General features: G+C 41.5%; 25 protein-coding genes. 4 read left to right on the top strand and 21 right to left on the bottom strand.

The features are described from left to right. Positions 1–4: 4 nt before the first annotated feature. Positions 5–562, bottom strand: coding sequence for a TetR/AcrR family transcriptional regulator (locus HF881_RS04495; protein WP_169446639.1), 558 nt, complete (start codon positions 560–562; stop codon positions 5–7). A 124-nt stretch (positions 563–686) separates the two neighbouring features. Here HF881_RS04495 and HF881_RS04490 point away from each other — a divergent pair, with 124 nt between their 5' ends. Genes HF881_RS04490 through HF881_RS04475 form a run of 4 tightly spaced genes read left to right on the top strand, consistent with a single transcriptional unit; the run spans position 687 to position 3,772 of the window. After that, positions 687–1,532 carry a DegV family protein gene (locus HF881_RS04490; protein ID WP_169446638.1) on the top strand — a complete coding sequence of 282 codons (846 nt, stop codon included), beginning with the start codon at positions 687–689 and terminating at the stop codon, positions 1,530–1,532. Between the two features lie 57 nt (positions 1,533–1,589). Then, a complete protein-coding gene (locus tag HF881_RS04485) occupies positions 1,590–2,771 on the top strand; it encodes an NAD(P)/FAD-dependent oxidoreductase (protein WP_346775282.1) in 1,182 nt (393 codons plus the stop codon). A 13-nt stretch (positions 2,772–2,784) separates the two neighbouring features. Beyond that, complete coding sequence (locus HF881_RS04480) at positions 2,785–3,306, top strand: DUF1697 domain-containing protein (RefSeq protein WP_169446636.1); 522 nt, start codon at positions 2,785–2,787, stop codon at positions 3,304–3,306. Between the two features lie 10 nt (positions 3,307–3,316). Continuing rightward, positions 3,317–3,772 (top strand): 8-oxo-dGTP diphosphatase, encoded by a 456-nt coding sequence (locus tag HF881_RS04475; protein ID WP_169446635.1) that lies wholly within the window; start codon positions 3,317–3,319, stop codon positions 3,770–3,772. 59 nt (positions 3,773–3,831) lie between these two features. Here the strand turns inward: HF881_RS04475 and HF881_RS04470 are convergent, their stop codons facing one another. The 20 genes from HF881_RS04470 to HF881_RS04375 all read right to left on the bottom strand — a co-directional run. Next, positions 3,832–4,377, bottom strand: a complete 546-nt coding sequence (locus tag HF881_RS04470; RefSeq protein ID WP_169446634.1) for a GNAT family N-acetyltransferase — start codon at positions 4,375–4,377, stop codon at positions 3,832–3,834. Positions 4,378–4,824: 447 nt separating this feature from the next. Then, complete coding sequence (gene nadE / locus HF881_RS04465) at positions 4,825–5,649, bottom strand: ammonia-dependent NAD(+) synthetase (protein WP_169446633.1); 825 nt, start codon at positions 5,647–5,649, stop codon at positions 4,825–4,827. Continuing rightward, complete coding sequence (locus tag HF881_RS04460; protein ID WP_169446632.1) at positions 5,646–7,106, bottom strand: nicotinate phosphoribosyltransferase; 1,461 nt, start codon at positions 7,104–7,106, stop codon at positions 5,646–5,648. The genes nadE and HF881_RS04460 overlap by 4 nt, the downstream gene beginning before the upstream one ends. Before the next feature lie 116 nt (positions 7,107–7,222). Further along, positions 7,223–7,711: a DUF6773 family protein gene (locus HF881_RS04455; protein ID WP_169446631.1), complete on the bottom strand. Its 489-nt coding sequence runs from the start codon at positions 7,709–7,711 to the stop codon at positions 7,223–7,225. Then, positions 7,701–8,174 (bottom strand): DUF6773 family protein, encoded by a 474-nt coding sequence (locus tag HF881_RS04450; RefSeq protein ID WP_061420622.1) that lies wholly within the window; start codon positions 8,172–8,174, stop codon positions 7,701–7,703. Before HF881_RS04450 ends, HF881_RS04455 begins: the two co-directional genes overlap by 11 nt. Beyond that, on the bottom strand, positions 8,164–8,373 hold the full coding sequence (locus HF881_RS04445) for a helix-turn-helix transcriptional regulator (RefSeq protein ID WP_001107502.1): 210 nt from the start codon (positions 8,371–8,373) through the stop codon (positions 8,164–8,166). Before HF881_RS04445 ends, HF881_RS04450 begins: the two co-directional genes overlap by 11 nt. Before the next feature lie 146 nt (positions 8,374–8,519). Continuing rightward, the gene (locus HF881_RS04440; protein WP_169446630.1) at positions 8,520–9,116 is read right to left on the bottom strand and encodes an HAD family phosphatase; all 597 of its coding nucleotides are present in this window, start codon (positions 9,114–9,116) and stop codon (positions 8,520–8,522) included. Between the two features lie 59 nt (positions 9,117–9,175). Next, a complete protein-coding gene (locus HF881_RS04435) occupies positions 9,176–9,586 on the bottom strand; it encodes a GNAT family N-acetyltransferase (protein ID WP_169446629.1) in 411 nt (136 codons plus the stop codon). Between the two features lie 99 nt (positions 9,587–9,685). After that, positions 9,686–11,050, bottom strand: a complete 1,365-nt coding sequence (locus tag HF881_RS04430; RefSeq protein WP_169446628.1) for an amino acid permease — start codon at positions 11,048–11,050, stop codon at positions 9,686–9,688. 76 nt (positions 11,051–11,126) lie between these two features. After that, the gene (gene greA, locus HF881_RS04425) at positions 11,127–11,609 is read right to left on the bottom strand and encodes a transcription elongation factor GreA (RefSeq protein WP_038805600.1); all 483 of its coding nucleotides are present in this window, start codon (positions 11,607–11,609) and stop codon (positions 11,127–11,129) included. Between the two features lie 63 nt (positions 11,610–11,672). Then, positions 11,673–13,343 carry an endolytic transglycosylase MltG gene (gene mltG, locus HF881_RS04420; RefSeq protein WP_169446627.1) on the bottom strand — a complete coding sequence of 557 codons (1,671 nt, stop codon included), beginning with the start codon at positions 13,341–13,343 and terminating at the stop codon, positions 11,673–11,675. Positions 13,344–13,417: 74 nt separating this feature from the next. Then, entirely contained in the window at positions 13,418–13,921 is a 504-nt protein-coding gene (locus HF881_RS04415; RefSeq protein WP_169446626.1) for a GNAT family N-acetyltransferase, read from the bottom strand. Next, the gene (locus HF881_RS04410) at positions 13,918–14,397 is read right to left on the bottom strand and encodes a GNAT family N-acetyltransferase (protein WP_169446625.1); all 480 of its coding nucleotides are present in this window, start codon (positions 14,395–14,397) and stop codon (positions 13,918–13,920) included. The genes HF881_RS04415 and HF881_RS04410 overlap by 4 nt, the downstream gene beginning before the upstream one ends. 10 nt (positions 14,398–14,407) lie before the next feature. After that, complete coding sequence (gene murC, locus HF881_RS04405) at positions 14,408–15,742, bottom strand: UDP-N-acetylmuramate--L-alanine ligase (RefSeq protein WP_169446624.1); 1,335 nt, start codon at positions 15,740–15,742, stop codon at positions 14,408–14,410. Between the two features lie 11 nt (positions 15,743–15,753). Next, complete coding sequence (locus HF881_RS04400) at positions 15,754–16,365, bottom strand: cystathionine gamma-synthase (protein ID WP_169446623.1); 612 nt, start codon at positions 16,363–16,365, stop codon at positions 15,754–15,756. A 47-nt stretch (positions 16,366–16,412) separates the two neighbouring features. Beyond that, a complete protein-coding gene (locus HF881_RS04395; RefSeq protein WP_169446622.1) occupies positions 16,413–19,508 on the bottom strand; it encodes a DEAD/DEAH box helicase in 3,096 nt (1,031 codons plus the stop codon). 92 nt (positions 19,509–19,600) lie between these two features. After that, entirely contained in the window at positions 19,601–20,767 is a 1,167-nt protein-coding gene (locus HF881_RS04390; protein ID WP_169446621.1) for a MalY/PatB family protein, read from the bottom strand. Positions 20,768–20,774: 7 nt separating this feature from the next. Continuing rightward, positions 20,775–21,869 (bottom strand): cystathionine gamma-synthase, encoded by a 1,095-nt coding sequence (locus HF881_RS04385; RefSeq protein ID WP_169446620.1) that lies wholly within the window; start codon positions 21,867–21,869, stop codon positions 20,775–20,777. A 145-nt stretch (positions 21,870–22,014) separates the two neighbouring features. After that, the gene (locus tag HF881_RS04380; RefSeq protein ID WP_169446619.1) at positions 22,015–23,973 is read right to left on the bottom strand and encodes a peptide ABC transporter substrate-binding protein; all 1,959 of its coding nucleotides are present in this window, start codon (positions 23,971–23,973) and stop codon (positions 22,015–22,017) included. A gap of 561 nt (positions 23,974–24,534) precedes the next feature. Beyond that, a partial coding sequence (locus HF881_RS04375) for an LPXTG cell wall anchor domain-containing protein (protein ID WP_240956784.1) occupies positions 24,535–25,181 on the bottom strand: 647 nt, incomplete at its 5' end.

Here is a 25,181-nt window from a genome sequence, read left to right as displayed (position 1 = left end):
TCCTCTATTTTTTGAAAAATGGCAAGCGTAAATCTGCAATCTTTTCAGCTGGAACCTTCATGCCATCCTTGATCCATTTGAGCAGAACCGATACGATGGCAGAACTCCAAAACGAATGAAGGTAGCTGCTGACACCTTTTGATTTTCCGTGGTATTTTTCCAGAAATTCCTGCATTGCTTGGATAAAAATCTTTTCCAAGTGGTAGTCCAGAGCAAGTTGGATAACCTTAGCTTCTTTCTTAGCTGCGCGGAAAAGGTGAACCCAGACCAGATAAAGGTCGGTTTTAACATCGTAATGGCTCAACTGTTCCATGATATTATGAACACTGCGTTTAAAAACACTTTCTAAAATTGCTTCTTTAGAGTCATAATTGCGATAGAAGGCAGCGCGAGAGACGCCCGCCCGCTTGACCAACTCTGAAATACTAATCTTAGCCAAGTCTTTTTTCTCTAGAAGTTGCAAAAGAGCCGTCTCAATCGCTTCTCTGGTCAAGAAATTGGATTCTTGATTGGATTTTCTGAGATTTTCAAGAGATTTTTCAGATATTTTACGTTCAGACATAACAATTTCTTTCTACTTGTGACAACAGAGAGGTGGTACTTTTGTTTCAAGGGCTTTCATGATATAATTGTAAAAAAAGACAGAACCTTTGTCAATGTATAAGTGACAGAGATGGAGAATTTCTATGACTTGGAAGATTGTAGCTGACTCGGGTTGTGATTATCGTCAATTGGTAACTCCCGCTATTGATACTGAATTTGTTAGTGTTCCTTTAACCATTCAAGTAGCTGATCAGGTCTTTATCGATGATGCCAATCTTAACATTGACCACATGATGAAAACCATGTATGCGACTTCTGAGGCTTCAAAATCAGCTTGTCCTAGCCCTGATGATTACTTGCGTGCATTTGAAGGTGCCAAACATATTTTTGTCGTTACTATCACTGGTACTCTTTCAGGTAGTCATAATAGTGCACAACTCGCTAAAAATATCTACCTTGAAGAACACCCTGACACTCAGATTCATGTGATTGATAGTTTATCTGCAGGTGGGGAAGTTGATTTGATTGTCGAAAAAATCAATGACTTGATTGACCAAGGACTTTCTCATGAGGAAATTGTTGAAGCTATCACAGCCTACCAAGAAAAAACAAAATTGCTCTTTGTCCTCGCTAAAGTTGATAACTTGGTAAAAAATGGCCGTTTAAGTAAGCTTATCGGTACAGTCGTTGGTCTTCTCAACATCCGTATGGTTGGGGAAGCAAGTGAAACTGGAACCCTAGAGCTTCTTCAAAAAGCTCGTGGTGCTAAAAAGTCCCTTCAAGCAGCCTATGAAGAACTCATCAAGGCTGGCTATGCTGGTGGTCGTATCGTCATGGCTCATCGCAGCAATGAAAAATTCTGTCAGCAATTGTCAGAACGCTTGCTGGAAACGTTCCCACAAGCTGAAATTAAGATTCTTCCAACTTCTGGACTTTGTAGTTTCTATGCAGAAGATGGCGGTTTGTTGATGGGATATGAAATCAACTAAGATCATTAGCAACAAGAGATGCCAAGCATCTCTTGTTTTTTATGGTACAATAGAGCTATGAAACATTTTGATACTATTGTTATCGGTGGAGGGCCTGCTGGTATGATGGCTACGATTTCCAGTAGCTTTTATGGTCAGAAAACTCTTCTCATCGAAAAAAATCGGAAACTTGGTAAAAAATTAGCTGGAACAGGCGGTGGTCGCTGCAATGTAACTAACAACGGAAGTCTAGATGACCTACTGGCTGGCATCCCTGGAAATGGACGCTTTCTATATAGTGTCTTTTCCCAGTTTGATAACCATGATATCATCAACTTTTTCACCGAAAACGGTGTTAAACTAAAGGTTGAGGACCACGGCCGTGTCTTTCCCGCCAGCGACAAATCGCGAACCATAATCGAAGCCTTAGAAAAGAAAATAATTGAACTTGGTGGGCAAATTGCTACTCAAACAGAAATTGTTTCGGTTAAAAAGATAGACGACCAGTTTGTCCTGAAGTCTGCGGACCAAACCTTCACTTGTGACAAACTCATTGTCACAACAGGTGGTAAGTCTTATCCTTCGACTGGTTCGACTGGTTTTGGACATGAGATCGCCCGTCATTTCAAACATACCATTACAGAGCTTGAAGCCGCTGAAAGTCCATTATTGACAGATTTTCCGCATAAGGCCTTGCAGGGAATTTCCCTAGATGATGTGACCTTAAGTTATGGCAAGCATGTCATCACCCACGACCTGCTCTTTACCCACTTTGGTTTGTCAGGACCTGCTGCCCTACGCATGTCTAGCTTTGTAAAAGGTGGAGAGGTTCTCTCACTCGATGTTTTACCTCAACTTTCTGAGAGCGACTTGTTGGCATTTCTAGAAGAAAATCGGGAAAAATCCTTGAAAAATGCTTTAAAAACCTTGTTACCAGAACGTTTGGCTGAGTTTTTTGTACAAGGATTTCCTGAAAAAGTCAAACAGCTAACTGAAAAAGAACGGGACCAGATTGCCCAATCTATCAAGGCTCTCAAAATTCCTGTCTCTGGTAAAATGTCATTGGCCAAGTCCTTTGTCACCAAAGGAGGCGTCAGTCTTAAAGAAATCAATCCTAAAACTCTGGAAAGTAAGCTAGTACCTGGCCTCCACTTTGCTGGGGAAGTTTTAGACATCAATGCCCACACAGGTGGTTTTAATATCACTTCTGCCCTCTGTACCGGCTGGGTGGCAGGCTCAAATCCAATAAGTACCAAATAAGAAAGGAAGTCCTTTGGAACATATTATTTTACTAAGAGGTGTTACTCCTAATGGAAAAAATGCTATCCCGAAAATGTCTTATTTGGTAGATATTTTGACAGAAACTGGGTTTCAACACGTTCGAACCTATATTCAAAGTGGGAATATCATTCTTGAAAGTAACTTAGATTTAGAAGAAATACGAGAACGCGTTCATACTCTGATAAAGGAAAAAATTGGAGCCGACTTAAAAATGGTTATTAAGAATAAGAACGATCTTGAAAAGATTGTTCATGAGAATCCATTTAAAGATAACTATCTTCATGATCGTGTACATGTGATTCTTTATCAGGGATTTATCCAAAGTCTGCCACTAAAAAAATTGAAAGCTGACTACGGTGAGGAAGAAATTTGTGTAGGCGATCACTGTCTCTACCTCTATCTCCCTAGAACTGCAAAACGAAAAAAGCTCAATACCAACTATCTTGAAAAACTTTTTGGCGTGGATTTGACCATGCGAAAGTTAAACGTCGTGGAAAAGTTACTAACAAAATAGGAAAAACAATATGAACAGACGAGAATTAGTCGAATTTGTCAACATGTGCATGATTAAAAATGGTGACAAGGTTCTGGTCCAAGATCGAGTTAATCCCGACTGGCCCGGAATCACTTTTCCTGGTGGTCATGTAGAGCGTGGGGAATCTTTTACCGATGCAGTTATCAGAGAAGTCAAGGAAGAAACTGGACTAACCATATCCAAACCTCAACTTTGTGGTATCAAAGACTGGTACGATGACGAGGATTATCGGTATGTCGTCCTTTTTTACAAGACAGAACACTTTACTGGTGAACTCCAATCTTCAGACGAAGGGAAAGTCTGGTGGGAGAATTTTGACAATCTATCTCATCTAAAACTTGCAACCGATGATATGTCTGATATGCTTCGTGTGTTTCTAGAAGAGGATCTCAGTGAATTCTTTTACTATAAAGACGGCGATGACTGGCTTTATGAGTTAAAATAAAAGAGCAGAAGAAAATGACCTGAGCTTCAAAAGTTAAATTTTGAAGCTCAGGTCATTTCTTAGTTCTTTTTAATCTGGTAATAAATAAGGTCCGCAACGTAGTCTTTTCTCTCAACCCCATTGGCAATGTTTTTTAGATAGGTCATTCCAGCCTTTTCCATGACTCGGCCTGAAGCTGGGTTGAGACTGGCATAACGTGCTTTAACTTTCTGAAATCCTGCTTGAGTAAAACAGAAGTCTAACACAGCTTTCAAGGCCTCTGTCATCATACCACGGCCCCAATAGGTTTTACCTAAAATATAGCCAATTTCACAACAAGAATCATCCTCATTCATCTCAACGATGCTGATATCTCCTATCACTTGCTCTGGTTTTTCTTTGAGACAAATGGCCCATTTGTAATAGTTGGGATTGGTATAAGATGCAACCCAATTTCGAATCGAGTTTCGAGTCACGTCAACATTCGGATGAGGATCCCAGGTGACATAGGTCAGAGTCTCAGCAGATGAAGCCCAATTTTGAAACATGGCTTCCGCATCACTCTCCACAAATCTTCTTAAAATCAAACGTTCTGTCTGTAACATTTGCGTACCGATTGCTTTCATAATGTTACCTCGCTTTCTAAGCTTAAGGCTCAAGCTAAAAAGATCTCCCGGACCTTCTTCGCTTTCTCATTTCTAGGCTCAGGGTAAAAACCTCCACTGGAGGTTATTCTTGCTTCCCAGTTTCTAGGCAAGAAGCTAAAAAGGTTCCCCGGGCCTTCCTCGCTTTCTCATTTCTAGACTCGGGGTAAAAAGACTATACTCAGTAACAGCTAGAAAATAAGTTTTTCATCTAGTTACTTGACGCAGTCGCTGTCTGGTTTGAAATGCGCTTTACCAAGCTTTTTCAAACCTAGTCATCGTTGCGGGGGTGAGACAAGGAAAATCGAACTCTACGAGTTACCGAATCTGCCTCGTTTTCCCGTTTCTAGACTCGGGCTAAAAAGGTCCCCCGGACCTTCCTCGCTTTCTCATTTCTAGGCTCAGGGTAAAAAGGTCCACAGGACCTTTTTACTCCCAAAAGTCATCAAAAACGGTGATTGGTAGGTGGCGTTTGTGTTGGCCTTTGTGCCACCAGTTTTCAATAATCGCTTGGGCTTCTGGGCTGACTTGTTTGCCTTCGAGGTAATCATCAATTTCATTGTAAGTGACTCCCAAGGCTACTTCGTCTGCAATACCTGGTTTTTCTTCTTCCAAATCTGCTGTTGGAATTTTTTCATAAAGGGCGGAGTCTGCACCAAGTTCCTTCAAGAGTTGTTTTCCTTGACGTTTATTGAGGCGGTAAAGAGGGAGAATGTCTGCACCACCGTCACCAAACTTGGTAAAGAAACCTGTGATATTTTCCGCAGCATGGTCTGTTCCCATAACCGCACCACTATGTGCCCCTGCAAGCGCATATTGAGCAATCATGCGACTACGAGCCTTGATATTTCCCTTATTAAAGTCTGAAACAGAGCTTCCTGTCGCTTCAACTGCTGCTGTCATAGCGTCAGCTGATTCCTTGATATTCACAACCAAGCTGACATCCGGCTGGATGAAAGCGAGGGCTTTTTGAGCATCTGCTTCATCAGCTTGCACTCCATATGGCAGGCGGACAGCGATAAATTGGTAGTTGTCATCTCCTGTCTCTGCTCGCATTTCTTCCATAGTTAATTGCGCCAAACGCCCTGCTAAGGTTGAGTCTTGTCCTCCAGAAATCCCTAGTACAAAGGTTTTAAGGAAGGGGTGTTTTTTTAAGTATCTCTTTAAGAAATCAACCGAACGACGAATTTCTTCCTGGGCGTCAATCACTGGCTTGACACCTAGTTGCTGGATAATGGTCTCTTGCAAACTCATTCTTCTTCTCCTTCGCCAAGAGCTTCCTTGCGCATCTTATCAATCAAGTCCATCTTATCTTGCCAAATATCACGCGCCAAGTCTACTGGATAGTGTTGCGGATTGAGCACGCGTTTGTATTCATCCCATAGCTTGTCAAATTCCTTACGAGCATAGGCCTGGATGTCAGTCAAACTAGGCAAGCTGTAAACTAATGTTCCTGCTTTGAAAATATCCACCAAGAGAGGAACGGCATCAAAATTTCGAACGGTCTTTTTGATATAGGTATAAGTTGGATGGAACATCTTGATTTCTGTCATGCTAGCAACATCTACGCCATCATAGGTAATGTAGTCACCCTCTGACTTGCCTTTTTCACGACTGGTAATGCGCCATACCTGCTTCTTACCTGGCGTAGACACTTTTTCAGCATTATTGGACAATTTGATGGTATTGCGCATCTGGCCATTTTCATCTTCAATAGCCACAATCTTATAAACTGCCCCAAGAGCTGGCTGATCATAGGCTGTAATCAGCTTGGTTCCCACACCCCAGACATCAATCTTGGCCTTTTGCATCTTGAGATTGAGGATAGTATTTTCATCAAGGTCATTGGAAGCATAAATCTTAGCCTCTGTAAAGCCAGCCTCGTCCAGTTGCTGACGGACTTTCTTGGAAATGTAGGCAATATCCCCAGAGTCGATACGAACGCCCTTAAAGTTAATCTTGTCTCCCAACTCACGCGCTACCTGAATGGCAGCTGGCACACCGATTCGCAACGTGTCATAAGTATCTACTAGAAAGACACAGTCACGATGGGTCGCCGCATAAGCCTTGAAAGCTTCATAGTCGTTTCCATAAACTTGTACCAAGGCATGGGCATGAGTCCCCAAGACAGGAATATCAAAGAGTTTACCAGCACGCACGTTACTGGTTCCATTGGCGCCACCAATCACGGCTGCGCGTGTTCCCCAGATAGCTGCATCCATTTCTTGCGCACGACGTGTCCCGAATTCCATCAAAGGCTCATCTTCAATGACTGAACGAATACGTGCTGCCTTGGTCGCTATCAAGGTTTGAAAGTTAACGATGTTTAAGAGAGCCGTTTCGACCAATTGACATTGGGCTAGAGGTCCTTCAACCTGCACAATCGGCTCATTAGCAAAAACCAAGTCCCCTTCCTGAGCAGAACGAACCGTTAGTTCTAAATTGAGATTTCGTAGGTAATCCAAGAATTCTCCATGATACCCAAGCGTCTCCAAGTAGGCAATATCGCTATCTGAAAAGCGTAAGTCTTCAAGATAATGTACAATTCTTTCCAAACCAGCAAAAACCGCATAGCCGTTATTAAACGGTTGCTGGCGGAAGTAAACCTCAAAAACCGCCTTCTTATTGTGAATTCCTTGGTCAAAGTAAACTTGCATCATGTTAATCTGGTACAAGTCCGTGTGCAATGTCAAACTATCATCTGGATACATCTGTTTTCCTTCTTCCTACTTTACAAAGGTATGAACATATTCTACCACTTTCACACCATCCGATAAATTAGTACTATTATAACACATTTTACCGAGATTGATAAAAAACTAACAAGCTATTCTCCGTTCTCCAGTTCATCCATATCTTGCTCGAACTTTTTTTGAGCCCATTCGCCATAACTTTTAAGCCCGAGATTGCCGATAAAAACCCAAGGAAGGTAAATCAGATAAGTAATGACCCAAGCAGACAAGTATTTAAAGTTCAGAGGATTGTGCTGATAAATTTCGATATTGAATTGATAATTCTGCAACATCAAAAGAGTCGTAATAGCGAGAGTTACCAGCAAACACCCTATAATTGTAAAATGAAAACGACTATAGTAGTTCACACCCAAATCTCGAGCACGGCCGAAAAAGTAAGAAGTTCCAATAATGATAATGATGAGAATCATTCTCGGATTAAAAAGACTTGGTGCTAATACTGTAATCATATAAGATAAAAGCAAGAAAGCTATAGAGATATAGAAACTTTCAGCCCCCGCTTTATTCATCAGTTGTTCTTCTCTTTCGTCTAGTAATTGATAATAAAAAAATCTATTTTTCATCTTCTTCCTCCCAAACTTGCTGATTTCTGCGATTCAAGTATAGGATAACTCTATCCATAGAAAAACTCCCAACGAGATAGATGATAACTGCTAGAACCACTTTTAGGGAGTACTTCCAAGTCAATAGATTGACCAGTTCCTCGCGATTGCCTACGATATCAATCAATAAAATCACTATAGAAAATCCCAAAGCAGATAAAATTCTTTCTTTTCCAGTATTCTCAACAATATCTCGAATGTCAATTCCAACATACATGCGGCGAATGATGGCATACAAACCGACTCCAATCAATAAAAGTAATTCTGGTAAATAGGACAAAAGTGTTAAATTGAAAATATAAACTTTGGCAAAAATTTCCAGTGCCAAAAATAGGCACATTCCCAAGAGAATTTCTCCTGAAATGTTTCCGTCCAATTTTTCCGTACGTTCATCTTTGATCACAAGTTTCTTTCTATTTTTCATCTTCTTCCTCCCAAAATAATTGATCTAAAGTTTTGCCTAAGCATCTGCAAATGGACTGGCAAAGGGAGAGACTAGGATTGTATTTCCCAGCTTCAATCAAGCCTATAGTCTGCCTAGTAACACCAACAGCCTCTGCCAAATCCCCTTGTGTTAAATCACGCTCCACCCGAGCTAATTTTAATTTTAAATTTTTAGCCACTAGCGTCCTCCTTCACATTTTTAAAAAGTTGCGCTTCTTTTAAAAACATTATACCATATATCTAACTTAATGCAATATATAAATGTCATTTTGTAACATTTTATTAACAAAAAAACCCTCTACCACAAAAATAGAGAGTGTTGCCTTTAAATATAGGATTTCAAAATATCGACGACATCACTTCTTTTCTTGACCTGATAGGCCTTGATGCCCAATTTCTGGGCTGCGTTTGTATTGTCCTCAATATCATCTAGAAAGACACAATTTGTAGGATCTAACTGGTATTTGTCGAGAATCTCCTTAAACATTGCCAAATCAGGCTTTATAGCTTTTATATCACCAGATAGGATAAAGCCATCTAAAAGTTCTTTTATGGGAGATAGCTGCTCTTCCAGCAAGTCATAAAATACCTTTGAGGTATTGGACAAGACAAAGATGCGATGCCCCTTTTTCTTTAGTTCTGACAAGACAGGAAAGACTTCCGTATAAATGTCAATGTAGCTAGGCCAGTTCCAGATAACTTCTTCGACCTTCTTTTGATAGGTCCTTCCAATCATGGACACAACTTTAAGCACTAATTCTTCTCTCGTCATGGTACCAAGATCTAATCTCTCCCAAAGCCCCGACTGAAAAATAGTCTTATCTAAAATCAGATAATCTTTCTTTATCTCCGAAACACCTTGCAAAATCTTATCCTTGTTCCATTCTAATAAAACGTTGCCCATATCTAATATTATGTCCATTAGCCCACCTCCATAGTGATGTGAAAAATCCCTCTTTGCTTTATACTTTCATATTCAGCTTACAAATCCTTTTGGTAATAAAATCTTTTCCCTGTGTAGGGATAGTCTTGCAAGGTAAAGACTTCCTTGTAGCCATGCCCTTTATAAAAATCTGGCGCTTGAAACTGGTAAGTATTGACGAAAGCAAAACGACAGTTTCGATTCTTAGCTTCATTTTCTGCCTGTTGCAATAGTTTTGAACCGATTCCTTGCCCTCGCAGTTCCTCTGTTACAAACAAATACTCAATTTCCAACCAATTTCCGAAAGTCTCAGCTACTAAGCCTGCCATAAGATTGCCCTTTTCGTCTTCGAGATAAAGATTCAGTGGCTCACTTGCAGCCTCTTCTCTTTTGGAACGATTATAAGTGCGAATCAGATTCCCTATTTCTTGCGCTTTATGAGATTCCTTATTTTCCAATCTAACGTACATCCAAACCTCCTAAAAACTGATACAGCTTGATTATAATCCTATTTCAATAGACTGTCAAACTAGAAAAAACTCACCAAGCAGAGTTGATGAGTTCATGATTTATTTTCTAAATTTCCACTGACTATAAATTCCGAAACCGATAATCCAGATGGCTGAACCAACTGCCCCCATGAAAGTAGACTCTTGCAAAAAGAGAGTCACAAAAACAAAGACAAAAAAGAGGATCGTTAGGGGATTGAGCAAACGATACTGAGGCATGAGGTAGCCATCCGCCATGAAGTCTTGTGACTTGCGGTATTTGAGGTGAGCCACCATGATCAAGATATAAATCGCGATGTAAACACCTGATGAGGACGCCGTAATCAAAGCAAAGGCATCGGAAACACCTGGCAAAACATTGATAAAGGCAGCCAGAGCAATCAAGATTGCTGAGGCGATGATGGCATTTTGCGGAACATTGTGACGAGAAAGAGTATCTGCCTTAATCGCTTTTAAGAAGCGATTGGGCGAATCATGAGCAATCTGGTAGAGGTGTCGACCTGTTGAGTAGAGAGTTGAGTTAAGAGCAGACGCTGCCGACGTCAAAACGACAAAGTTAATCAGAGCTGCCGCCCACTTGATACCTGCTAGCTCAAAGACCGTTACAAATGGTGAATCTGAAGAAGCAAGTTCTCTCCAGGGAATGATAGACATAATGGCTAATAGAGCTCCACCATAGAAGAAGACAATTCGGAGAGGAATTTCCTTAACGGCCTTGGGTAAAACTTGACGAGGATTCTTCGTTTCAGAAGTTGTCACCCCGATAAACTCAATCATCAAATAGGCAAAAAATACCATTTGAAAGGCCATGACAAAGTTCATGACTCCGTTTGGAAAAAGAGAGAACTGGTCGCTGATATTTGCCAGACTTGCAGCCCCATGTGGCGTCTCAAATCCAGTTAAAACCATAAAGGCTCCCGTTGCAATCATAGCTAAAATAGCCACAATCTTAACCATTGCAAACCAAAACTCGACTTCTCCAAAGAGCTTAACCGCAATCAGATTGACCAAGGCCAAAATCGTTAAAAAGACAATCTGAATCAACCAACTAGGCCAGCTAGGAAACCAAAACTGAACATAATGCGAAATCGCAGTGATTTCTGCCATACCGATAAAGACGACAGACAACCAATAAGACCATACCGAGAAATACCCCCAGCCTTTCCCCAAATGACGGGTGATAAAGTTGATAAAAGTATGCTGTTCTGGATCCTGGTAGAGCATCTCTCCAACAGCCCTCATCATCAAAAACATAAAGGCTCCTGTAATCATGTAAATCAGGATGATAGAAGGTCCAGTAAGGCTGATAGAACGACCAGCACCTAGGAAAAGTCCTGTTCCGATTGTCCCAGCAATGGCCATCACCTGAACGTGGCGATTGGTTAATCCACGCTCCATTTTATTTTTCTTCTTATTTTCACTCATATAGTCTCCTATTTATTCAAAAAACCAAAAAGGAGTTGAGCAAGACAAGACCTCCACTACTCCTTTTTCATCCTATTTAGGCTGTTTTTTCAACCTTCAAGATTTTTACATCATAGCTACCAACTGGTGTCTCAATGGTCGCTGTATCACCAGTCTTTTTACCGATCAAGGCTTGCCCAATCGGGCTCTCATTTGAAACCTTACCAGCAAAAGCATCTGCACCTGCAGAACCGACGATGATATAGACTTCTTCGTCATCTTCACCGACTTCTTGGATCGTTACAGTCTTACCGATTGCTACCTCATCTTGGGCAACTGCATCGCTATTAACGATTTCAGCATAGCGGATTTTAGTTTCCAAGCTTGAAATTTGTCCTTCAACAAAAGCTTGTTCATCTTTCGCTGCTTCATACTCACTATTTTCTGAAAGGTCTCCATAGGAACGAGCAATCTTAATACGCTCTACGACTTCGGGACGTCGAACGAGTTTCAACTCCTCTAATTCTTTTTCTAGTTTTTCCTTTTCTTCAAGGGTCATTGGGTAAGTTTTTTCTGCCATTTTTCTCAACTTTCTTTTCTTAATTTGTTTTTAAAACAAAATTATGTGGAAAACCACATAATTTTAGTTTGAACTACTTGATTGTGTTAATTTGCTATTGATGTGTTCTGCAACGTTTTGATCATGTTCTTCTTTTGTCGTTGCAAAGTACACTTTACCATCTTCTACATTGGCTACAAAGTACAAGTACTCACTCTTTGTCTGGTTTACACTTGCTTCAATCGCATCTGAACTTGGGCTATCAACCGGTCCAGGCATGAGGCCAAGGTGTGTATAAACATTGTATGGTGAATCAATCGTTGTATCAATTCCAGCGTCATCTGCTAAACTAATCTTTTGACCAAGTTTTCCTTGAGCATATAGGATAGCGATATTACTTTGAAGTGGCATACCAACATTCAAGCGGTTATAGAAGACACCTGCGATTTTCTTGCGGTCTTCGGTCTTAGCACCTTCTTTTTCGACAAGTGAGGCAATGCTGAGCAATTCATTGACTGTCAGATTCCTTTCTTTGATCGTAGCGTAATATGGTGACAAGGCCTTATCCATAGCAGCTACCATCTCATCAATCAAACTTTCAACTGTAGTGCTTTCTTTGATAGTATAAGTTGCTGGGAAAAGGTAACCTTCTAGGCGATAACGAACCCCGCTATCTTTTGTTGGTAGACTTCCAAGCAAGTTTGGATACTTGGCTACTACTTGAGAGATAAAGGTCTCATCTTGAGCTTTTGCCAAGAAAGCATCCGCAGTAAGAGGTTCTTTAAATTCACCTTGAAGTTGTCCTACTGTTTGAGCGATTTGCTCTAATGTATATCCTTCTGGAATTGTCAGACTTGCAAGAGCTGGTTCTTGTGGTTCAGGAGTTCCCCCCTTTTGCAATTCTTGGATCAATTCATCCGTACTCATGCTCTTCTTCAAGTTGTAATAACCTGATTTTAAGTCTGCGCCCTTATATTTAGCATAAAAGCTAAAGATAAGTCCATGTTTAACAAGACCAGATTTTTCCAAAGTGCTCCCAATTTCTTGAACATTTGAACCTTCCGGGATTTGAACTGTCACATAGTCCTTAGAACTTGCATCAACAGGTTTCAAGGATTCTTTAACGTATCCATAACCAAAGAAGCCACCAATACCTCCAAGCACTAGAAGAACTAGGAAAGTAAGCAAGCAACCTTTAGCTTTTGATTTCTTCTTTTTCTTAGCTGGCTTTGTTCCTTCACGACGACTGCGTCGTGGAGCATCCGCTAGGTTATCAACTTTCTCAACTGGAGCAGGGACTACATTCTCCACAACAGGAAGGATTGATTCTTCTTTTTTACCATCTGTTTTATAGGAAACAGCCACTTTAGTCGGAGTAGTATTAAACTCTTTGTCTTCCTTTTTAGGCTCTACAGCATCAATCTTGGCTGGTGCGGGCTCTTCTAGTTTTGACTCTTCTGGTTCTGGTACTGTCACTTCGCTTGATTCAAAACTTGGGCGTGGTGGCACACTTGGGGCATTTTTAAGGATTTCATCCACAGTTGACAGAGAGTCTACCATTAAACCTTCTGTGGCAAGATTTGGTTCTTGTTCAGAAGGAGCGGTTGGAGTTACTTGAGAAGATGGAGTTGGGGTGATCGGACTTTCATCTTCTTTCTCTCTTCTTTCTCTCTCTCTGACTCTCTCTAAATCGCGTAGAATCTGCTCTTTAAAGCTTAGTTTTTCTTCTTCTCTTGATTTTTCAGTCAAAAGCATTACCTCCTTGTTGACAATCCATAATATTATATCTTAAAAGTCGCAGAAAAGCAACTAACTAGGGCATTCCCTAGCTAGTTTTCTTTATTTTCTGGCTGCCAAACCATATCATACCATGTTTCCCCAGCAAAGCTTGACTGGGATATTCCCTCGTTAACAAAGCCATGTTTTTCGTAATAGGCGATAAGATAATCATGACACGTCAGATTAATGCCCTCTCGTTCATGTTCTAAAGCGACCTCTTTCAGAGTCTTTAATAGTCTTTTCCCAACTCCCAAATCTTGTGCTTCCTTGGCAATAGATAGGCAAGTCACAGAAATATAACCTCCAGGTCGATGGCTATAGTCTTTTATTTCTTCTGTAAAGGACTGATCTTGTAGATGGCGGTGTGGGACGACTGGACCTTCGATATAACCAAGGATACGTCCCTCCCTTTCAGCTACAAGAAAACTGGTCTGAATTTCACGTAAGTGCGCCTCAAAGACCGAACGAGGAATAGCTTCTTCAAGGGAGAAATTCTCTAGCTCTATCTCTATAATCCGATCTAAATCCGAAAATCTTGCTTGTCTGATTTTCATATTTCCTCCCGATAAAAAGGATTGGCCCAAATCAGATTCCATTCCGAAGAGCTTGCGTACAAAACCTCTGGCACTTCTTCCTCGACAAATCCATTCATCTCAAAGTAAGAGAGGAGGTCATCAGGGCAAGTCAGACGAAGGCACTTGACTCCTCCTTCTACAGCCACTTGTTTCAAGTTGGCAAGGAGAAGAGTTCCCAAACCTTGCCCAAGATGGTCTGGATGAATGGCTAGATGCTTGATTTCAAGGCTCGCGCTTGTTTTAGTGTGAGTTCTTGACAATCCAGCCCCAAGAATATAGCCCACAAGTTGATTTTCATCCCTAGCTACAAGAAAGGTATCCGCAGTTTTACGGATACTCTCTTCTAAGGATTGACGGCTAAGTGCCTCTTCTGATGAAAAATTGACTTCTTCAATCGCCAACATTTCGTCTAAATCTGATAAGGTGGCTTGCCTTATAGTGATTGGAATTTCCATCTGGTTTTCCTTATTGGACATTGCTTGTCAAGTTAGACAAAAGACCTTCAAATGAGTACTCATAGGTTTGGATGTCTCCGGCACCCATAAAGACATAGACAGCATTGTCATGGTCTAGGAGTGGCGATACATTTTCAACGGTGATGACTTGGTTTTTCTTAGTGATCTTGCTTGCTAGATCTTCTACCTTGACATCTCCGTGATCTACCTCACGTGCTGATCCATAGATTTGCGCTAAGTAGACTGCATCTGCCTGATTCAAGGCTTGGGCAAAATCATCCAACAAGGCGATGGTTCTTGTAAAGGTATGCGGTTGGAAGATTGCTACGATTTCCTTGCTTGGGTATTTCTGACGAGCCGCATCCAAGGTCGCGATGATTTCTGTTGGATGGTGGGCAAAGTCATCAATGATCACTGTATCATTGACAATTTTCTCAGTGAAACGACGCTTGACACCCGCAAAGGTTTTCAAGTGTTCACGCACCAAGTTCAAATCAAATCCTGCTGTGTAAAGAAGACCAATAACAGCTGTCGCATTCATGATATTGTGACGACCAAAGGTTGGAATGTGGAATTGTCCCAATTCTTGACCACGGAAGTGAACTGTAAAGGTCGAACCCGTTGTTGAGCGAAGGAGATCACTAGCTACAAAGTCATTGCCCTCTGCTTCAAACCCATAGTAATAGATTGGCGCATTGGCTGTGATCTTACGCAACTCAGCATCCTCACCGTAGATAAACAAACCTTTCGTGATTTGTTTAGCATAGTCATTAAAGGCATTGAAAACATCTTCTAGACTAGTGAAGTAGTCTGGGTGGTCAAAGTCAATGTTGGTGATGATAGAGTATTCTGGATGGTAAGGCATGAAGTGACGCTCATATTCGTCTGATTCAAAGACAAAATATTTGGCATTTTCTGAACCACGACCTGTCCCGTCACCAATCAAGAAGCTGGTGTCTGTGATATGAGACAAGACGTGAGACAACATACCTGTTGTTGAAGTTTTGCCATGAGCTCCTGCCACTCCCATGCTGACAAAGTCACGCATAAAGCTACCTAGGAATTCATGATAACGTTTGTAGCTGATACCATTTTTATCGGCATAGGCGATTTCAACATTGTTATCTGGGCGGAAGGCATTTCCAGCGATAATCTCCACATCACCTTGCAGGTTCTTTTCATCAAAAGGAAGAATCGCAATCCCTGCCTGCTCTAGTCCACGTTGAGTAAAGTAGTACTTTTCAACGTCTGACCCTTGAACCTTATGCCCCATTTGGTGCAACATCAAGGCCAAGGCACTCATCCCTGATCCCTTGATTCCAATAAAATGATATGTTTTTGACATGCTTTTCTCCCCTACTCAGTAATTCTTGTCAGATTCAACTCTTGGGCAACCTGACGTTCCTGTTCTGTTTGCTTATTCTTTTTATTATAGATTTGACTCTTCTTTAGAAAATCATAGTTGTTCTTTTTATTTTTTCCCGTTTGGGTTTTCGGAGTTGGAACCGCCACTTGGCCAACCTCTTCAGCTAGAATATAGTGAGACTGGATCAAGTTTTTGCTAAACTTGGCAAACTCACCTGGATTTTCCTTTTGAAATGGTGCTGTTGGTTGGTTTCCTTGACGAATAAGTGTTGAACCATTGTGTCGTCTGGTATGACTAACATCCTGAGTCAAATACTTGGCTGAACGTTTCTTCTTCAAGTCCGCACGCGCCTCTTCTCGAGCCAATTCAGCATACGTTTTTTCAACTTTTTTAGGTTCTGGGCTTGGCTTTGACTCCTTGTTAACCACTGGAGAAACTACGGTTTCTTCCTCATTGATAGGAGACCATTCCAAATAGTTCTTATCGCGGTAATCACCTTTGATATTGCTAATAAAGTCTGACTCATCGTACAAGTCCATGACTGGCATTTTGGTCAGCATGATCTCATCATCTGACACCAATGGAAATCGATCTTGTTTCATTTTGTATTTCCTTTCAACACTTCATTATAGCGTATTGTCTTGATTTTTCAAGTGCTGGCTTCAGAAATTCCCAAAATTTCACGAATTTCTGCCAGACTGAGACTCGCACGCGACTCCGTACCATCTAAAACTTGGGAAACCAAATGTTTCTTTTGTTCTTGAAGTTCTTGGATTTTCTCTTCAATGGTTCCCTTGGTAATCAAACGATAGACCTCGACCATCTGCTCCTGCCCCATGCGGTGGGCTCGTCCGATAGCCTGTGCTTCGACAGCGGGATTCCACCAGAGGTCAACCAAAATAACCGTATCAGCTCCCGTTAGATTGAGACCAACACCACCCGCCTTAAGGGAGATGAGAAAGGCATCTCTTTCTCCTTGGTTAAAGGACTTGGTCATCTCCTGTCTTTCTTGAGCAGGAGTTGAACCTGTGATTTTGAAGGAAGTCAAGCCCAAGTCTGGTAGTTCTTGCTCAATTTTTTCCAACATTCCTTTGAATTGTGAGAAAATCAAGACCCGATGCCCACCATCAGCCACTTGTAGCAATAAATCTCGGAGACTATCCAATTTACCACTAGCTCCTTGGTAATCGTCCATAAAGAGAGCTGGCGTATCGCAGATTTGGCGCAAACGCATGAGACCAGATAAAATTTCTACCCGACTTCTCTGGAATTCTTGATCTGTCACTTGGGCTAGTCGGTCTCGCATCTGTTGCAACTGGGCTAGATAGATGGCCTTCTGCTGGTCTTCCAGTTCATTTTTATAGACGACTTCGATTAGGTCAGGCAGTTCTGTAAGGACTTCTTCTTTCTTACGCCTCATGACGAAGGGCTTGATAAACTGCGCCACTCGCTCAGCTGGTAATTTCATAAACTCTTTCTTGTTCGGCAAGAGCCCTGGGAGGACGATTTGAAAGATAGACCACAACTCTCCTAAATGATTTTCAATGGGCGTTCCTGACAATGCAAAGACTGCTGGTACCACAAACTGGCGCAAACTCTGAGCAATCTTTGTCTGGGCATTTTTCATGACTTGGGCTTCATCTAAGAAGAGAAAATCAAAGTCCATCTCTTGATAAAGCTCGCTGTCTTGACGAAAGGTGGCATAGCTAGTCACATAGATTTGGTGATTTTCAGAAAGAATTGCTTCTCGATTCGCTTTCAAACCATGAACGACAGCCAAATCCAACTGTGGGGCAAATTTCCTGAATTCATCTGCCCAATTGTAGATTAAACCTGACGGCGCTAAAATCAAGACCCGACTGTCTTCGGTCACCTGACTGGTCAAAAAAGCAATAGTTTGCAGTGTTTTTCCCAGTCCCATATCATCTGCCAGAATGCCACCAAAACCATAGTTATGTAGCATCTGAAGCCAACGAACACCCTTTTCCTGATAGTCTCTCAAACTCGCCTGAACCCGTATATCTCCCAAAGGAAAGTCCTCTGGATGGGTCAAATCATGAGCTAAATGCTGAAATTCCTCTGTGAAGGAGATCCTATCTCGACCTTCAAAAAGCTGAGAAAGGCTATAAGCCAGAGATTTTCGCGCTTGGAAAGAACCACCTTTTAGCTCAACCCCCAGTTCCTGTAAATTTTGACGAATCTGCTTGGTTTCCTCATCAAAAAAGTACACTTGGTCAGAAGAACTGATATAGAAATCCTGATTGCTGGTCAGGGCTTTAAGAGCTTGATCAATCTCTTCTTGGGCAATCCCTTGGAAATCAAACAGAATCTCCAACAGTCCCCCCTTAGACTCGATCTGAACCTGAGGAGCTTGGACACTGTAGAGCTGATTTATCTCATCAGACAAGAAAACCTGACCCAACTTCTCAAAAGCAGGAAGCGTATGGTGAAAGAAAGAATAAACTGCTTCTGGCTTCAAAGCCTGTCTCCAAGACTGAAAATCAGCCTCAAACCCAGCCCCTAAACAGACTTGAAATAGCTGGTTTTCCAAGACAGCATCGCTTGAAAATTGTAATTGTTCCAGCTGTTGACGACTAGTCACCTTAACATCTCCATAGTCAAACTGGATATCCAAGCGGATACGACCGTCATCCTCCCTATCAAAGTAAAAGATTGGTGAAAAGGGTCTGATTTGCAGACGCTCGGGTACAGAGACTGTTCCTAGCAGTCCAAACATAGGCAAACAGGCGGCTAGGCGATCACGATCACTGTTGTCAAACTGGAGGCATTTTCTCCCTCTTTCCTCCCGAGGGAGCTCCCTGAGTTCCTTCAAAAGAGTTATCTGATTAGGGGTCAAGAAATAAACATTTCCTTTACGAAAGAGAACCGCTCCCCCATAGAATACGTTGACTCGCTCAGTTTCAGAGATTTCCATCTCAAAATAATCGGGATGCTCCCTCACAGAAAAAGTGAAAAGTCCAGCATCGGAATCTAAATCATGAAAGAGAAGATTTTCATAACTATCGATCTGGTGTTCAAAATGAAAATCTTCCAAGTTCATCAGCAACTCCACTCCCTGCTCAAAAAAGGTTAGAGGAAAAAAGAGGTGACGACCTTGATTGGGGAAAAAGAGATCTTGACTCAGTCCCTCCTCAATCAAGCCACATAAGAAAGTAAGAACTTCTTGACTAGCTGTATCAAAAGCATCCCAAGACAAGTCATTTTCATAGTGTTTCCCAATCATATATGGTTTTCGATGGACCAAGACCTTCAAAAAGAGAGGGATGTCACGAATGACATAATATTTTTGACTATCAACTAAACCGATTCGGAGAGTCCAAAGGAGGCGATTGGTTCCAGCTTCCACCTGGCCTTGTGCCGACAAAGTGTAGATTTTCTCTCTCTTCTGAGGTTGGATACGCTCCAAAAAACCACCACCAAAACTAACCTTGGTTTCGACCTCTTCTTGCTCCTCATGTCCTTTTTCTAAGGCTTGTAAAATCACCTGGCCTTCTTCGTCGTTCTTCAGATAATGCTCGAGCGCTGCGAGGTGAACACAGTAACCTCTTTTTTGGAAAAAATCGCAAGCACAAAAAACAAGATCATCCTCTAAACTGTAGCGCAAGTCTTCTCCCGCCACACGAGTATAGAGGCGATTCCCCTTTTCCTTGATAATCTCAATCTTGCCTGTCTCATAGAGAGTAACACCCTCCATGCGCAACTTTCCTGGAATCAATTTAGCCATAATTACCCCTTTATCTTATCTCTTCATTATACCACATTTTCCCCTATGAAAATAGCCTTCTAGGAATACTTTTCTCCTAGAAGGCTGGATTTTTAAAGGGTAGCAAAAGTAGTCACGATGCGTTGGCAAACTTCTTCTAGCACTGACTTCGGCATGGCTACATTGAGGCGGGCATGAAGAGTTCCCTCCTCCCCAAAGTCCAAACCTCGGTTGAGGATAACCTTAGCTTCATTTCTCAAAAGCTCTTGCAAGCGGTCATCCGTTAGGTCATAGGCTGAAAAATCCAGCCAAATCAAGTAGGTTCCTTGCGGTTTCATGACCTTGATTTTAGTCTCTTTTTCAAATAGATCCACCACATAATTGATGTGGTCTTCAAAGACTTGCTTGAGTTCTTCTAGCCAATCCTTTCCATATCGATAGGCAGCTTCTGTCGCCAAATAACCCAGGCCTGAAATTTCATGCTGGTTATTGGCCAACTGACGTTTCTGAAAAGCCGCTCGAAGCTTAGGATTTTCAATCATCGCATAAGAATTTTTCGTTCCAGCAATATTAAAGGTCTTAGTGGCACTGCTCAAGATAAGGGCAAAGTCTTTAAAAGCTGGATCAATGGTATTAAAAGACTGGTGTTTGTGACCAAAGAGGGCCAAATCTTGGTGAATCTCATCCGAAACCAACAAAACACCGTGTTTTTGGCAGAGATTTCCGATCTTTTCCAACACTTCCTTTTCCCACACACGGCCCCCAGGATTGTGGGGATTGCAGAGGATATAAAGCTTCACATCCTCTCCCACCATATCCTTCTCCAGCTGATCAAAGTCAATCTCAAACAGCCCATCCTTTTCCACCAAAGGATTGGTAATCAATCGGCGATTGTTCAGTTTGACACTGCGGGCAAAAGGTGGATAGACCGGTGTGTTAATCAGGACAGCCTCACCTTCTTTTGTAAAGGCTTGAATAGCTGTTGAAATAGCTGGCACCACTCCCTCGATAAAAACGAGAGCATCTTTGTCAAAGTGATACCCGTGTTGACTGGCTTCCCATTCTTGAACCGACTGAATCAAAGCGTCGCTTGCATAAGTATAACCATAGACCAACTGATCCGCATAGGTTTGTACGGCTTGTCGAACCTCAGGCAAAACTACAAAGTCCATATCCGCTATCCAGGCTGGTAGAACTTCTCGATCAGCTTCCGCCTCTTTCCATTTATAGGTATGATGTCCAAAACGATTGGGCAGGCTTGTAAAATCATATTTTCCCATCTTTGTCTTATCCTTCCAAGGCTTGGCGCAAATCTGCAATCAAATCTCTAGCATCCTCAATCCCAATAGACAAGCGCAAAAGATCATCTGTCAAACCGTAGGAATGGCGTACTTCTGCTGGAATATCCGCATGGGTCTGCGTCGTCGGATAGGTAATGAGACTCTCTACCCCACCCAAACTTTCTGCAAAAGAGAAGACCTTGAGGCTGTTCAAAATATGAGGAATACGTTTCTCATCCACTACTTTAAAGGAAATCATTCCCCCACGACCAGTGTAGAGCACTTCCTTGACTGCTGGAGAATTCTTCAAAAAGGCAACCACTTCTTGGGCATTAGCTGTAGAACGCTCCATGCGCAGAGACAAGGTCTTAAGACCACGAATCAACTGATAACTATCAAATGGAGACAAGACCGCACCTGTCGTATTGAGATTGTAGAACAGTTGTTCATATAGTTCTAAACTATTAGTCACAACTACCCCAGCCAAAACATCATTGTGCCCTGCTAGGTATTTGGTAGCCGAATGAAGAACAATATCTGCACCATCTTCGATTGGTCGTTGGTAAATCGGACTATAGAAGGTATTGTCTACGACTACTTTGGCACCCTTAGCGTGAGCTATTTGGGCTAGTTTTGCAATATCAAATTCTAACATCAAAGGATTGGTTGGCGTTTCGATGTAGAGAACATCCACATGATTTTCCAGCTCAGCAATCAACTCTGCTTCAGTATTAGCATAGGTAAAATGGAAACGGCCTTCTTGCTCCACTTGGTTGAACCAACGGAAAGAACCACCATAAAGGTCACGCACTGCCAAGACTTTACTTCCCACTGGAAAAACACTAAAAGCCAGTACAATCGCAGCCATACCTGAGCTCGTCGCTAGGGCATAGTCTGCTGATTCAATTGCAGCCAAGACTTCCTCCGCCTTACTGCGAGTTGGGTTTTTAGTACGCGTATAGTCAAAACCAGTAGACTGACCGAATTCTGGATGCTGATAAGTTGTTGAAAAATGAAGCGGCGTTACCAAGGCACCTGTCGCCTTATCTGACTTAATTCCCGCCTGGGCCAAAATTGTGTTGATGTGTAGTTCTTTGCTCATACAATACCTCCAAATCTATAGTAACTATTGTACCACTTATTTTCACTAACTCATTTTCTTCTTTTCAAGAGCTAGTTATAGTTTCAAACTATACAAAAACGATAGTTCCTTGAGAAACTATCGTTTTTCCTGTTGAATAGACTGGTTATTTAACGTGTTTTGCCAGTTCTTCTTGGGATTTTTTATTTGATTCTTCTTTTTCTTTTAGCCATTTTTCTTTAGCTTTTTCATACTCATCAGCCGTTACAGTCTTATCTTGTAACTTGAGGTACTTGTATGATTCGACACCCTTATTTCCAGCTTGTGAGAATGGCGATGAGAATGGAACTGTCTTTCTCAGGCTAGGTGTTCCACCAAGGGAAACGTTTGGAATTGCAAGGGCGCTATCAACGAGCCAAGCTTGAATTTCAGCATACTTTTCATAACGTTTTGCTGGATCTTGCTCTTTATTGGCTTCTTCCAACATTTGAGTATAGGTATCAAGTCCAACTGCCTTAGCCTTGTCATTGACCTCACCTGGTTCTAAACCAAAGTTTTGCAACATACCTCCGCTATTAACATTAAAAATATCAAGATAGCTTGACGGATCTAAGTAGTCAGCACTCCAACCACCATTGTAAAGGTCAAAATCCTTCTGGGCTGCTGTCTGAGCTAAATAACCAGAGCTATCATAATCCTCTGTTGACAGTTGTTGGATATCGATAACCACGTTCTCAGTTCCAAGAATAGATTCGATGGATTGTTTCATTGAACTAATCCCTTGAATTTCTGACTTATTGGTCATTTCAACAGTCTTATCCAAGTGAATTGGGAACTGAACACCCTTGGCTTCTAGTTCTTTCTTAGCTTCCGCAAACTTAGCTTTAGCCTTGTCAGGATTGTAGTAAGGATCCTGAGCATCAGCAAAGTTGATGCCTTGCCATTCTTGGCCATAGTTGACCATCTTTTCGGAAACAACATCACCAAAGTCTTTTCCGTTGATACTTACAAATGTAGGAGGTACAACTAGGTTACGAATAATCTTCGTTGCTCCGTCTTCCCCTTGAGATTGTGCCCCATAGGCCGTACGGTTGTAGGCAAAATTGATAGCTTGGCGGAAGTTTTTATTCAGAACTGCTTCTTGGGTAGATTTCTTTTCGATGTCAGTCGTTTTAGAAGTGAAATTATAAGATTTTCTATCTAGGTTAAAGTTCAAGTAGAAAGAAGTGGCATCTTGCATGCTGTAGATGATATTGTCCTTATTCTTCTCTTTAATCCCTTCAAAACTTGAGCTATTTGGATAGAGACGTGCGTAGCTGTATACTCCTTCTGTAAAGTTACGTGCTAGGGCATCTTGGTCACTTCCATCATAGTAGGTCAATTTCACATCGTCCACAAAGACATTTTTAGCATCCCAGTAATTCGGATTTTTCTTGTATTCGATGACGGATTTTGAAACAAAGGACTTCATCAAGAAAGGTCCATTGTACAAAATGTTAGAAGGATCAACCTTACCAAAATCATCCCCTTTTGATTTCAAGAAATCAGCATTGACAGGGAAGAGAATGGTTGAAGTTGTTTTAGAATTCCAGTAAGGTTCTGGTCGAGTCAAAGTGTACTGAACCGTTTGGTCGTCAATCGCCTTAACACCGACAGTTGAAAAGTCTGTTGTTTTGCCGTTGATATAGTCATCCAAACCTGCTACAGAGTCTTGAACCAAGTACAAGGCTTCAGATTTTTTATCTGCCGCATATTTCAAACCTGTCACAAAGTCTTGAGCAGTTACAGGGGCGTATTCTTCACCTTCGTATGTATACCACTTGGCATCTTTACGAAGTTTGTAGGTATAAGTCAAACCGTCCTTGGAAACGGTCCAATCCTCCGCTAAAGATGGAACATAGTTTCCGTATTGGTCATTTTCCATCAAACCATCTACCAGATTGGTAACGATATCATTGGTTGTTGCACGGTTCTCTGCTAGATAGTTCAAACTAGATGGATCACTAGAATAGACATAGTTATATGTTTTAGATGAACTTGCTGAGTTCCCACATGCGCTTAGTAGGATACCCGCGCTTAACACGACACCTGCCAGTGTCAGATACTTGGCCTTAGACTTTTTCATTTCCAGAACCTCCTGTTTTAGATATTTGCCTTATTATACAGCTTTAGTTTTATTTAGTCAAGCAATTCCTGTCACAAAAGGTCGAAATTATATTATTTTCTCTACAAATTTTAGATTTTTATCTATTTCGTTAGGGATATGCAATGCGTAGTGTAATATTTTTACCCCTTATTCCTAAGTACTTTAAAAGCTGTCTTGTGATTCAGATATTCTCTTTGGCGGTGATTAATAACTAGCGAGATATCATTAAGTTCTTTAGAACGTTTAGAAATGGAAGTCCATCCCTTTTGATTCCAATATCAAGTTGGAGACAATCAGCAAGGATATAAGATGTATAGTATTTGATTTTCAAAATTTCAAAAATTTTAGAATGACGATTCTCGTCACTTTGAATGTTACAAAAGAGAGAGAAGCAATCTGCTTCTCTCTCATGCTTAATTAGATGTCACTCTCCACAGTTGACAAAGAGGCAAAAACCCCAGATAGCCTTGAGCCATCCGGGGTTCTTGTTTTCGTCGCTAAAATGATATCAACAATTTCATTTTAGCCGATTTTTGGGACTTAGTCTTCTAAATCCATTTCAGAAGCTGCTGATTTCTTCTTCTTGCCAAGAAGAGAGGCAGTTGCCAAGGCAGCTACTCCTAATCCAAGACCAGCAAATTGGTTACTTGCAGTTCCTGTATTTGGAAGTTTTCTACCGTTTGAACGTCCTGGTCCAGCAGGTTGTTGTGCAGGAGCTTGTGAGTGGTTCAATGCACTTGAGATTGAAGCACTGTCAGACAAGCTAGTTGAGGTACTTACGCTGTCGCTCAAGCTTGTGCTTGCTGATTGGCTAGCACTGATTGAAGCTGACTGGCTAGCTGATACTGATGCGCTAGTTGATTGACTTGCTGAGTCATTGCTTGTGCTTGTTGAACCTGAACCGCTACCTGAGTTGTTGCTTGCACTGATTGAAGCTGATTGGCTTGCAGATACTGATGCGCTAGTTGATTGACTTGCACTTACAGATGCTGAAGCTGATTGACTTGCTGAGTCATTGCTTGTGCTTGTTGAACCTGAACCGCTACCTGAGTTGTTGCTTGCACTGATTGATGCAGAAATGCTGTCACTCAAGCTTGCGCTTGTTGAGATTGACTCACTTGCGCTGATTGATGCTGAAGTACTATCGCTCAATGACACACTTACTGATTTGCTGAGTGAAACTGATT

The organism is Streptococcus sp. WB01_FAA12, assembly GCF_012843315.1.
Taxonomy (GTDB): domain Bacteria; phylum Bacillota; class Bacilli; order Lactobacillales; family Streptococcaceae; genus Streptococcus.
This window is presented reverse-complemented; position numbering and strand designations above follow the sequence as displayed.